Raw genomic sequence first — 12,905 nt, 5'->3', positions numbered from 1 at the left:
AAATTTAATAACTATTAAAATTTCCAGGCAGCAGTAGTGCTTCATATAAATTAAATTAAAAATTTAGGTGTGTACCGTTGCTTTTTGTTGTCTATATAATTAAGCAACCAAATAGTGATTTATGGAAGAAGATTTTCTGAAGCTTTATGAAAAAGTTCAATCGGGTAAATGCACACCCGGGGAAATAGAATTACTGGAAAATTACAAAGATCGCTTTATTCTTAAAAACTACGATTGGACCGCAGAAATGGGCGATAGAGAACAGGTTTTTGAAGAATTGCACAACAGATTGAAACAGGAAACTTTGATTCCTTTACGTGCCAGAAAACTTAAGTTAATGATACGATGGGGTGTTGCCGCTTCAATTATGCTTGTTGCTGGTCTTTCCGTAGCCTATTTTAATATCGGCAGCATCTTGTCCCCCGGGCATACGATTTCGGTTGCTAAGTTGAAATTCGAAACCCGAAATGGCGAAAAAAAGCGGATTGTATTACCGGATGGAACTGTGGTGATACTTAATGTGAAAAGTTCGTTAACGTTATATAATGATTTTGGGCAGAACAACAGAGCGGTAACCATTGTTGGCGAAGCGCTTTTTGATGTGGTACATAAAAAAAACAAACCATTTAAGGTTCATACTAAAGATTTTAACATCAATGTGCTGGGCACGCTTTTTAATATAAAGGCGTATGCTAATGATAAAACTTCGGAAGCTACATTATTGAGGGGACTAATCAGTATGCAGTCAACACAGAACCTGCAAAAGATCATTATGCTGAAACCAAGTCAAAAGGTTACTTTCTCCAATATCGGTCAGTTTGATTATACTGCAAAACGTAAGAATACTGCGCCTAAAATTACAATAGATACGTACACCGAATTACCAGATTCGATAATTGTTGAAACCGCCTGGACAAAAAACCGGCTTGAAATACAGGATCAGGATTTAAAAGGAATAGCAAATTTGCTCGAGCGAACATTTGATGTGAACATCATAATCAACGATGCAGCTGTTGAAGGCTATAAATACACAGCCACTTTTACCACTGAAACCATTTTTGACGTATTGAATACGCTTAAAAAATCGAAACACTTTAACTACCAGATGAGAGGAGGGACAATCATAATTACTAAGTAACCTAACCGAACGAATACCCGAGAATTAGAAGGGCAGTGTTGCAACACCACCCTCCAGTTTTTCGATCACTTATACTCAAAGGTTCCGCTGTGCTAACAAATGGACCAATGGGTAAACTAAACCAAAAAACAAATATGATAAATTTTTATTTAACAAAAAGTCTTTTCTGGATAAGAAAGGGCCATAAACTCATTTTGATGATGAAGTTTACATTTCTCATAGTCCTTACTACTTGTTTGAATGTTTCAGCAAGCGTTTTCGGGCAGGAAAAAGTGACGATTTCAATTAAAGAAATTCAATTACAGAAAGTCTTGAAGCTAATTGAAAAACAAAGTAGTTACCGTTTTGCATATAGCCCTACAGAAGGGCCGTTTACCAAGCGGGTAAGCATTGAGGCTGATAATGCGCCTGTTACCGAGGTTTTAAAACAACTGTTATTGGGTACTTCACTAGAATTTTCTCTGCAAAGTAATGGCCTGATAACCATCAGCAAGATAGATAAGGAATTAATAGATATAAATATAAAAGGAACGGTGCGGGATACAGTTGGCGCTCTTCCTGGTGTTTCCGTCGCGATTAAAGGTATTAAAGGCATAGGAACCTCAACAGATTCACAGGGAAACTTTAGCTTGAAAGTGCCAGAAGGTGCAATTCTGATATTTACAGCCATCGGTTATCAACCTATGGAGCTAAAGGCAAGTAACAACATGGAGGTTGTTTTGAAGGTTTTAGACAACCAACTTGATGAAGTGATGGTGCAAGCCTATGGTACAACCACCAAAAGAAAAACAACCAGCGCCATCAGCACCCTGAATATGAGTAATGTCGCACCCTTGCCCGTTCAATCTATTAATGATGCGGTTGCGGGCCGTTTACCGGGTATCATTGTCACCGCATCAAATGGTGCACCAGGCACTAAAAGTAATATTTCCATCCGAGGTGGTGGGACACCCTTATTTGTTATCGACAATATCATTCGATCAGGTAATGATTTTTCCAACATCAACCCGAACGATATTGAAAGCTACTCCATACTAAAAGATGCGGCCGCAACTGCGCTTTATGGTGTTTCGGCCGCAAATGGCGTGGTAGTAGTTACCACGAAAAAGGGGAGTGAGGGTAAAACAAGCATCAATTATTCATTCAATCAGATATTTTCCCAACCTACGCTTTTCCCTGAAAAGGTGAGCTCTTATGAGCAGTTAAATGCCATTAATAAAGTATATGTTGCTGAAGGTTTACAAGTACCCACACCTGCTGCAGATTTAGAAGGTTTTAGATTGGGCACCGACCTGATTAAATACCCGAATACCGATTGGCAAAAGGTAGGCCTTAAGGATTTTGCCCCAGAAATGCGCCACGACTTATCTTTAACATCGGGAGGGAAGGTAACAACATATTATGCATCACTTTCTTACTACGACCAGGCTTCGAACCTGCGTACCGATAAGAACTTTAACCGCAGAACCACTTATAGGTTAAATACAACCAGTAATTTTGAAAAACTAAACTTAAGTGTTACCACCAATCTTGATGGTTTTGTAGAAAACAATTCGCAACCTGGAGTTGGCTATTATAGTATCTATAGCCATATCCAGAACCAACAACCCAGAAAACAAGCCTACAATGAGTTTGGTCTGCCCTCAAACAATACCATAGATAACCCGGCAGTTGAATTAGATCCCGAATCAGGATATTCAAGGGGTTTAAGCCGGGTTTTCAATGGAAACCTGGCGCTAGATTACAGCGCTCACTTTTTAAAAGGACTGAAATTCAAACTAAATGGGGTATACAATATGTACAACAGTTTAGGTAAAAGCTGGAATTATCTGGCGCCCAGCTATGCGAACGGTTCTACTACGCCAATATATTCCAATCCGCCAAGTTTAACAAGCTCTGCGGGCGAAGGAAAAAACCTGACTCTACAGGGTTCTGTAACCTATAACAGGGTAATTGGAGATCATTCGATTGATTTCTTGGGCTTATATGAGCAGCAACAGTTTTATGCGTCGAGTTTGAGCGGGCAGCGTACCCAATACCAGATTCTTTTTGATCAGCTTGTTGCAGGACCTACGCTTAATCAAAGCGTTTCTGGTGGTGAATTGGAAAGTGCGCGGGCTGCTTATCTGGCCAGACTTACCTATAGCTTCAAATCGAAATATTCGGCAGAATTTTCCTTACGTAGAGATGGCAGTGATTTATTTGCTCCGGGAAAACAGTGGGGAACATTTTACGCCATATCTGCCGGATATACCCTTTCTGAGGAAAATTTTATGAAGCATTTAAAGGAAAAACATATTCTCGACTTCTTAAAAATCCGCGCTTCCTATGGTAAAACTGGTAATTCAGACGGAATTGGCCGATATCAGTATATTTCAGGATACGGTATTGAGCCCATAGCTTTAATTGTCGATGGGAAAGCCGTGCAGGGTACATCAGAACCAGGTTCTTTACCTAGCACAAACTTTTCGTGGCAGACCATTAAATCGCGAAATCTGGGAATCGACTTTGCTTCGGTCAATAACCGGTTAAACGGTACGGCAGAATATTATTATACCCGCACAACAGGTTTTGTTACTTCAGATCCGCGTTTTGCTTCAACACTGGGAATAGGTTTACCACCCATCAATTTTGTTGATGGTGCTACCCGTAAAGAAGGCTACGAGTTTAATTTAGGCTGGACCGACCGACTTGGGAATTTGGGTTATAAAGTTGGCTTGTCGTTCACCAAATTCAATACGCTTACCGAACGCAATACCGAAGATGAAGCTAGCCTTAAAAACCCTTATACTAGGAGCTCAGGCACTTCAGACGCATCTGCGCAAACAGGCTACCACAGTTTAGGGTTTTACACCACTAATAGCCAACTGCTTAATGGGGCACGCCGGATAACCTCAATCAATGTTGTTGCAGGCGACCTGCAATATGAAGATACCAATGGCGACGGACAAATAAATAGTGACGATTTTAGGAGAATCGGAAATAATACTTTTCCGAGATCCAATTACGGATTAACCATAGACCTGGATTATAAAGGATTTTACTTTAGTGGCGTGCTACAAGGTTCAGGGAAACGCGATCGTTACTTAGGCGATGTTATACAGGGAAGCAGCGCACAAACCATTTTAGTATACGATTTTCAGCAGGATTACTGGAGACCGGATAATACGGATGCCCTTTTTCCAAGACAGGTGTCTTCGGGTAACGTAAATGGTGGCAACAACTTTGCCAGTAGTGATTTTTGGCTGATACAATCCAGTTACATCAGGTTAAAATACCTGCAGTTTGGCTACGATTTCAAACACAAGTTATTGAAACGGACGGCTTTCAAACAACTTAAATTGTTTGTATCGGGTACAAACCTGCTTACTTCGGCAAAAAGCCAAAAATATTTTATCGACCCCGAATCAGATACCAATAATTATGGCTATCCGATTCAACGAACAATTTCTTTTGGAGCAACCGCAGGTTTTTAAATCACTAATTAAAATTAAGAACATGAAAAAATACATCAAGCTAACACTCGCCAGCTTAGCTATAATAATAGCGCTCAGCGCATGTAAAAAGGTGTTGGATACACAACCTTATGACCGGATAAGTGAGGATGTGGTTTGGAGCACTAAGGCCAATGCAGAAACCTTTATTTACAACACTTATGGGATTTTGAACAGTTTTTTAAGTGGTCCTCAAACAGATCCAAGAACGACTAATATTCTTGGTTTTGAGAATATTTATGATGGCGCTGCGCCCATCTTTACCGAAAATGTAACGCGTTCCAGTGACTATGGTTTTAACAACTGGGGAGATATTCGCCGGTGCAATCTGATCATCAAAAAAGTTGGTGAATCAGCAGGGATATCAGATGCCGATAAAAAAGCATTAATTGCAGAAGCCAAATTTTTAAGAGCCATGTCATATTATTCAATTGCCAGAAGTACAGGCCGGATTGTCTGGATAGATAAAGTACTCACACCAGATGATGAGCTAAAATTACCATCTACTGCTAACCCCACAGAATCCTATAATTACATCATCAAAGATTTAGAAGATGCAGTAACTGATTTACCAGCGACAAAAATTGCGGGCAGAACAAATAAATTTGTTGCGGCATCTTTCTTAACTGAAGTATGTTTACAGGCACTGGCTTACAAGAACTATCCCGCTGCTGCTGCTGTAAACCAAAATGATCCTTTGTTGCAAAAAGTGCTTGACAATGCGCAAATAGTTATTGCAAATGGTGGTTACACTTTAGAGAGTGATTATGGCGGAATGTTTAATGAAACCAAGAAAAACTCGGATGAGATCATCTTTGGGGTTTATCGTTTGGCCATCAATACCTCGAACGAAGGCACACCAATGCAACAAATGGTTCCAAACCTGAATAATAGCCGGATTAACCAAAATCTGGGAAGTCCGCTGCTCAATAATCAAAATATTTTCGAAGCATGGGCCGCCAACTTTCCTTCGCAGAATTTTGTCGATGATTACCTGACCATCGATAAGTCTAATTCAAACCTGGCCTTACCATGGGATGAAACCTCCCAATACCAGGCTGCAGTAGAGGAGGGTGCCAACATTCCCTCCAGCGGTACAGCACATAACGTAATTCCGAGAGCAAACGGCGAAACAATAATTAAAACAGGAAAGATTAAGGCAGGGAGTACTGAAACCATTTGGAAACTGAGCAATGAAAACAGGGATGCCAGATGGAGGGCTACGGTATGGAGCGATTCTACCGACAGGATTTATGGTGAACTGCTAACCACAACCATTAGAGGAAATGCAAACCGCTGGATAAAATTAAACGGTTATGCATACTATGTGAGTTTGAGTAATATGTACTGGAAAAAAGGTTTATATACAAACGTTAACCCAAGGCCTTATGTTGGCGTAGCCACCGACTACCATTATGTACCTATGCGCTTAGGGCGTGTATATCTGAACCTGGCAGAGGCTTATTTGCTTAAAGGCGATATCAGCAACGCCGTAATCAACCTTAACCGCACACGTGTTATCCATGGTAAACTCCCGGCTGCGCAGGTAACTACACAGGCCAATGCCTGGACAGATTATAAACGGGAAAGAAGGGTAGATCTGGTGCTAGAGAATGATTACTACTTCAGCTTATTGAGGTGGGGAAGATTTGGTGGCAATGCAAATTCTGGCTTAAGTTCGGGTGCTACCATTCCAGAACTCACCCAGCCGATTAGAATTATGGATGTGAGTAAAGACAGAAAGGGGTTCATTACCTTAACAGGTCCGTTTGGAGGTGCTAACAATGTAAGGGTATTCGATGCCAGCAGGCGTTACCTGTTCCCGATAGCCCAAGGCTACATTGATAATAATCCAAAATTTGGTCCACAAAATCCAGGTTGGTAAACTTTAACCGCATTTGTTATGAAAAGAGATATAAAAATTAAATTAAGCATGTTTACGCTTTTGTTAGGCACGCTATTTTCGTCTTGTTTAAAAAAGGACCTACCCGAGCTACCGCTCTTCGACAGTAATGAGGTTACACTCGTAAATGTTGAATACCGTTATAACGGCACAGGAACTATGAATGGGCAACCTATTGTAGCTTACCAAAAGCTAACCGCTTCACAAGTAATCGATGCAACAACATCAACCATTACCGTAACCCTTACCATACCCGGAACAAGCGGCAGTTTCACGTCAGCGGAGCGGGCGAATATAAAACTCGATCACCTTTGGCCGTACTACAATATATCAACAGCTGCAACAATGAAAGGGATTAACGGCACACCAAATCCTGGAAATATTACGGATTGTTCAAAACCGCTTACCTATGAGGTGATTGCTGCCAACGGGGCAAAAAAAACCTGGACGATCAAATTTAATCCACTTCCGCTAATAAACCAATATGAGGGAAGTTATACCGGTACAGGTTACTTATACCATCCTTCCTCATCGCGGATATTGAACGCTGATAAGTTTTTAACAACAAGCGGCGCAAATGGTGTGCTGGTCGATTTGGGCGACCTGGGCGGTAGCGGCTACCAGGCATTACTTACGGTTGATGCCAATAATAATGTAACGATAACCGCTGCACCAACTGCTGCCGGTGCACCTTACACCATGTTCAGTGCCGGGCTACCTGCCACAAACCCAGGGTATACTGCCCAATGGGCTGGCTCTGCATCTTGCAATAATACCTATAACCCAACAACCAAAACTTTTTACTTGCGTTATGGATATATGGGGTCTGGGGGCTATCGTGTAGCTGAAGAAGTACTGAAAGCAAAATAAAAATAAATCCGTCAATTGCGGAATCACCTATTTACTAGATTCGGTTAGGTGGATTATAGTTGGGAGGCTGTTTACGGCAGTCTCCTTTTTTATAGTACTATTTACCTGAATTGAATATTTTATTTTTTGCGTTTAAATTGTGTTGCTTCGCTAAAAAAAAACTGAACTATCTACCTGTAAGCAGGCTGGTATCAGCATTGCGAGCAGCCCAATCCTAATACCACACCATCACATTCTCTATAAATTAATTGCCCCACCCAGGTTAATCATTATGTTTAAGGCCTCCAGTAACTTTTTCTTCTCTTCAAAACAATTAAGTATTCATAAATATTTAATTGTTATCGTTTCTATCCTTTGCAATACCTCTTGTCGTAATCAATCTGTTGAACCAGTTCATTCAGTTCCTGTTAGCACCAGTGAAATAATAAAAAAGGTTGAGGCCTTATTAAGCTACAGGAAAGGCAAACAAGAGTTTATGTATAATGAGAGGCAAACTTTTAACAACTTGAATGCCATAATTAAGAAGTTTAAAAGAGCTAAATTTTTTCTACAATTTAAGTGCTTTAAAAAAGAGCATCTGTTGGTTGGAAAACTACAAATCACCCCCAATAGTAAAAATCCGGAAGGAGAAATGCTGGCGGGAAAAGAGTTGAAATTCAATAGTGTACAAGGGTATTTTTTTGACCCAACAAATCGTCTCTCTATCGCATATAATAGCTTAAAGCTTCATTATAAGTTTCGAATTTCAAGTAATGGTATTATCCTCCGTTTGAAAGTAGCAGGCATAAGTTCCGCTTTTAAAAATTTGAACGGAGAACGTATAACTGTTTCATTGGATAAAAATAAAGAAGTACAAAAAGGCTATTTTGAGTCGGTTATTATATTCTTTTTGATGATTATCTTGTCGTTTTTTATTCTTTGGCGGTACATAAACAAACTAAAGGTATTAAACCTAAAAGCTACAAAGCGAAATGCGGAGCTGGAAAAAGTATTAACTGCATTGGAACAAAGCCAAGGTGCAAACACACGTATGATGAAAATTGTTGCACACGATCTCAGAAGTCCGATGGCTGCGGCCATTAGCATTATTGGGGTGCTTAAAAATCCGAAGCTACCACCAGAAGACCAGGAACTGCTCGATCTGCTGAACACCTCGATTATACATTCATTGGAGATGATCGATGACGTATTAAACATAAACGTTGGTCCAGAAAGTTTAAAAAAAGAAAGTATCGAACTGCAAACTATTGTGGGCTATTGTGTTAAAATGTTGAGTTTTAAAGCAAGTGATAAGTCACAACAGTTAACGTTTTTCGCTGTTGATGCCTTGGTTCGGGTTGATAAGGAAAAAATCTGGAGGGTCGTGAATAACATCATCATAAATGCAATCAAGTTTAGTACTGTAGGTAGCGAGATTAAAATAGGCATGTACAAAACAGAAAAAGAAGTTGTCATAAAAATACAAGATCAGGGAATTGGAATTCCATACCACCTAAAGGAAAAAATCTTTAATATGTCTACCGATGCGAAGCGGCAGGGAACTCTGGGCGAGCATTCTTTTGGCCTGGGCCTGGCCATTTCAAAACAACTAGTTTTAGCACATGGTGGCCGGATTTGGGTGGAGAGTGAAGCCGGAAAGGGGAGCATCTTTTTTGTGGCACTGCCAATGGATTAAGACAATTTCTTTCAACTAATTTTTTTTCTTCTTTATAAAATAATATCAAATGAACTGCCTAATTGTTGATGATGATAAACTTTTCAGAATTGTTTTTAAGAGGCTAATGGACTTAGATAGCACTTTAATATTGATTGGAGAGTGTGAAGACGCTACAGTTGCTTATCAGAAAATAATAGATCTTAAAGTCGATCTTATCTTTTTAGATATTAACATGCCAGGTATGAGTGGGCTAGAATTGGCGGGGATTTTAGAGAAAAAATCTCCTTTAATTATATTCACTACCTGCCTTGCCGAGCATGCATTAGAGGCATTTGATTTAAATGCAGTAGATTATTTGCTTAAACCAATATCTCCATCAAGGTTTTTAAAAGGAATACAAAAAGCTAAAGAAACTTTACACAAGAACCAGATCAACCCTCACGGTCAGCGTGCTGAATTTATATTCATTAGAGATTCCAATATCGTTCATAGGCTTAATTTTGGGGATATTCTTTACTTAGAATCTACAGGAGATTATGTGAAAATACGTATGGCCAATAGTTACCGAGTTATTCATTCCTCATTAAAAGCTATTGAGGAAAAACTTCCACAACATATTTTTGTAAGGGTACACCGCTCTTTTATTGTTAACCTTTGTAAGGTAGATAGTACCGAGGGTAAAACACTTTTAGTTAACCGGCACTTGATACCAGTTTCTGACACCTACAGGGCTAATCTAAACAGATACATGCGATTTCTTTAGCTGTATTTTAAACATTATTAAAATTTAACTAGAAGTTTTTAACTTTTTAAATGGAAATAATTATATGTATAAATAACTAATCTATAATAATAGTTATTGAAAATATTTCTATTCGAAATGGAAGAACGAAGAAGATGTGATAATATGACCAGGTAATGAGGGAAAAGGTAACAGGATTCCTCGTTTTGGGTAAATAATTCCCCTTACTATTTTTCTTATTTTTTGAGATTCTGCCTCTAGAACACAAGGAGGCCTTATTTGATTTTTGGTCACTTATTTGACTATAGGTAAACAGCAAGCAAGCGAAATAACTATTCGTAATTACCGCTAACCACTTAACGTTCAATCTCATTCGCTATGTAAGACCAACATTTTATAACAATCAATATTTATTAATAATAACATTTTAATTAAAAATTAGATGAATAAACAATTACTACTCAGTTTAACGGGACTTATGTTGAGTATAACCGTTTCTTTTGCCCAGCAAAAAGTTAAGGATGGTACTTTAACAGGTAACAACCTGCCAAATAAGGATGCTATTTTAGAATTGGAAAGTACCAATAAGGGCTTGCTCCATGTAAGGGTAGCGCTGAAAGCCACTACAGCCGCATTTCCATTAACCACACATGTTGCGGGGATGATGGTTTACAACACCGCAACTGACGGCGATGTTACGCCGGGCATATATTACAATGATGGAACTAAATGGGTTAAAAACGCAGCCGGTGGCCAGGGGGTGGCAGGTCCAATCGGTGCTGCTGGTCCAAAGGGTGATACTGGTGCGACCGGTGCACAGGGTCCTATCGGGTTAACTGGTCCAAAGGGTGATACTGGTGCGCAAGGTGATATAGGTTTAACAGGTGCACAGGGTATACAAGGTGATAAGGGAGAGAAGGGAGATACAGGTTTACAAGGTCCTATCGGATTAACTGGTGCAACTGGACCAAAGGGAGACAAGGGCGATACTGGCGCTACCGGTGCGCAAGGTACTATAGGACTAACTGGTTTAACAGGTGCACAAGGTATACAAGGTGATAAGGGAGACAAAGGAGATACTGGTTTAACAGGTGCTTCGGGTACACAGGGTATACAAGGTTCGACAGGTCCGCAAGGGCCAGCCGGGCCATCAACCCCACAAACCATTACGCATACCTTAAATACGATAGGCAATGTACTTACAAGCGATGTTAATGGTGTAGCACCAACAGCAAATATAATTAGCACAAACGCATTAGCTTTTGATGCTGCTACCAACAATTTAACTTCAGCTGTTAATGGGATAGCTTCTAACGCGATAGACTTAAGTGGTTTAGCAACAACAGCAAATAGCGGCTTAACAAAAACAATAAATAATATACAATTGGGGGGCAATTTATTAATACCTACAACAATTACAGCTACCAATTCAAATACTTTAGCGATTGCTGGTTTGCAAACTGGTGCAACCACAGATAATATAGTGGTTGCCGATGCAAACGGCGTTTTAAAAACAATTACTTCATCTAGTTTGGTTCCAGCTACAACGGTTTCAAATGCATCGTCTGATAATACAGCGACAGTAACTGTAAACGGAGTTACCAGCTCAGGGGCAGCAATTATCAATACCAATGTTTTAGCGTTAGACGGTGCAAATAATTTAACATCAACAGTAAATGGTATAACTTCTAATGGCTTGGGTTTAGGGATTTTAACCATTGAACCATGGAATGTTCAAGGAACAAATGATAAAGCCACATTAAACTCACAAGATATATACCAGGGTGGAACTGTTGCAATTGGTAAAGGTGCTGTACAGGCAGGATCAGCATTGGATGTAGCAGGAGCAATCAGAGGTGGCGATACGCCAACAACCGGAGTTGTAGGTTCGAAAAGTATTGCCGTGGGTAGCAATTTAATGGTTACAGCTACTAATGCTGCTGCTTTTGGAGATAGTAATACCGTAAACGGAGAGAATTCATTTAGTGTAGGTAAAAATAACAATGTTTTAAAAGATAATTCTGCTGTTTTTGGTTCTGGTAATACCGTAAATGCAGCCAATTCATTTAGTATGGGTGTAAATAATACGTTTGCACAAATGGGTGGGAATTACTCAGGAAGTAGCTTATTTGGAACAGGAAATAATTTTTCTACGGATGGTGCAGGACCTTCCTTACAAAATAATACAATTTTTGGCACATTAAATACCATTAAAACGGAAGGTGGAGGTGGCACGATGAACAATAACACGGTGTTCGGGCAGAATAATATTATTACTGCAGAAGGAAATGGGTCTAATCAAATCAATAACACGCTTTTTGGAAATAATAACTTAGCCAGATTCAGGGCTATTAACTCAACTTTGTTTGGTGAGCAGAATATTTCCAATAGCTATAACCAGTTTATTATTGGTAAAGCCAATGTTAATGTAAATAATTCCTTATTTGAAATTGGTATGGGCAGCGATGCAACAAACCGTGCCAATGCAGTAACGGTGATTGCTACGGGTGCAGTTGGTATTAATACGACTGCGCCAACCAATAAACTGCATGTTGTGGCAACAGCAGATCCCGTTCGTTTTGAGGGATTACAAGCTGGTGCATCAACTGATAATATAGTAGTTGCCGATGCAAACGGGGTATTAAAAACCATATCTTCTTCTGCAACCGCTTCAGAGCCCTTACAAATTCAGGGTACAACAAATAGGGCTACAGCCAATACCGATGACGTTTATCAAATGGGTAAAGTTTCTGTTGGTGTTTCCATTTCAAATAGTACATTTCAGGTAGAAGGTTCGGTTAGTCATTCGATACGTGTAACCACCTCAGATTATACACTTACAGCATCAGACTATACCATTATCAGTAGAGCAACAACTAGAATAACCATCACCCTACCAGATCCAACTACCTGTAAAGGCAGGATATACTATATTATCAATAATGGCACTATGAACTTAGATACGAGCAGATCATTTGAGGTTTCAGGTACGGCAACTCGAAGTGTTGTGCCAACACCTAACGTAGGTGTTACAGGGAACAAATACTCATTGCAAAGTGATGGTAACACTTGGGTATGTTTGAGCATAGGTTAAGGAAGCT

7 protein-coding genes are annotated in these 12,905 nt (G+C 39.7%); all 7 read left to right on the top strand.

All coding sequences use genetic code 11. From position 1 onward, the window contains the following. Window positions 1-121 precede the first annotated feature (121 nt). Window positions 122-1,138: a FecR family protein gene (locus IEV50_RS17175; protein ID WP_188416707.1), complete on the top strand. Its 1,017-nt coding sequence runs from the start codon at window positions 122-124 to the stop codon at window positions 1,136-1,138. A 134-nt stretch (window positions 1,139-1,272) separates the two neighbouring features. Continuing rightward, a complete protein-coding gene (locus IEV50_RS17170) occupies window positions 1,273-4,614 on the top strand; it encodes a SusC/RagA family TonB-linked outer membrane protein (protein ID WP_188416705.1) in 3,342 nt (1,113 codons plus the stop codon). Window positions 4,615-4,636: 22 nt separating this feature from the next. Beyond that, window positions 4,637-6,517: a RagB/SusD family nutrient uptake outer membrane protein gene (locus IEV50_RS17165; protein ID WP_188416699.1), complete on the top strand. Its 1,881-nt coding sequence runs from the start codon at window positions 4,637-4,639 to the stop codon at window positions 6,515-6,517. An 18-nt stretch (window positions 6,518-6,535) separates the two neighbouring features. Continuing rightward, entirely contained in the window at window positions 6,536-7,405 is an 870-nt protein-coding gene (locus IEV50_RS17160; protein WP_188416698.1) for a DUF5018-related domain-containing protein, read from the top strand. Between the two features lie 505 nt (window positions 7,406-7,910). Further along, window positions 7,911-9,080, top strand: coding sequence for a sensor histidine kinase (locus tag IEV50_RS17155; protein ID WP_188416697.1), 1,170 nt, complete (start codon window positions 7,911-7,913; stop codon window positions 9,078-9,080). Between the two features lie 49 nt (window positions 9,081-9,129). Beyond that, window positions 9,130-9,825 (top strand): LytR/AlgR family response regulator transcription factor, encoded by a 696-nt coding sequence (locus tag IEV50_RS17150; protein WP_188416696.1) that lies wholly within the window; start codon window positions 9,130-9,132, stop codon window positions 9,823-9,825. 421 nt (window positions 9,826-10,246) lie between these two features. Next, the gene (locus IEV50_RS17145) at window positions 10,247-12,898 is read left to right on the top strand and encodes a phage tail-like protein (protein ID WP_188416695.1); all 2,652 of its coding nucleotides are present in this window, start codon (window positions 10,247-10,249) and stop codon (window positions 12,896-12,898) included. The last annotated feature ends 7 nt before the right edge of the window (window positions 12,899-12,905 follow it).

This window comes from Pedobacter mendelii (assembly GCF_014635725.1).
Lineage (GTDB): Bacteria > Bacteroidota > Bacteroidia > Sphingobacteriales > Sphingobacteriaceae > Pedobacter > Pedobacter mendelii.
Note: the sequence above shows the minus strand (reverse complement) of the source record. Positions and strands in the feature narration are given on the sequence as shown.

Coding starts and splice junctions, on each gene's coding strand:
- IEV50_RS17175 (WP_188416707.1), top strand. CDS start 122: ATGGAAGAAGATTTTCTGAAGCTTTATGAAAAAGTTCAATCGGGTAAA.
- IEV50_RS17170 (WP_188416705.1), top strand. CDS start 1,273: ATGATAAATTTTTATTTAACAAAAAGTCTTTTCTGGATAAGAAAGGGC.
- IEV50_RS17165 (WP_188416699.1), top strand. CDS start 4,637: ATGAAAAAATACATCAAGCTAACACTCGCCAGCTTAGCTATAATAATA.
- IEV50_RS17160 (WP_188416698.1), top strand. CDS start 6,536: ATGAAAAGAGATATAAAAATTAAATTAAGCATGTTTACGCTTTTGTTA.
- IEV50_RS17150 (WP_188416696.1), top strand. CDS start 9,130: ATGAACTGCCTAATTGTTGATGATGATAAACTTTTCAGAATTGTTTTT.
- IEV50_RS17145 (WP_188416695.1), top strand. CDS start 10,247: ATGAATAAACAATTACTACTCAGTTTAACGGGACTTATGTTGAGTATA.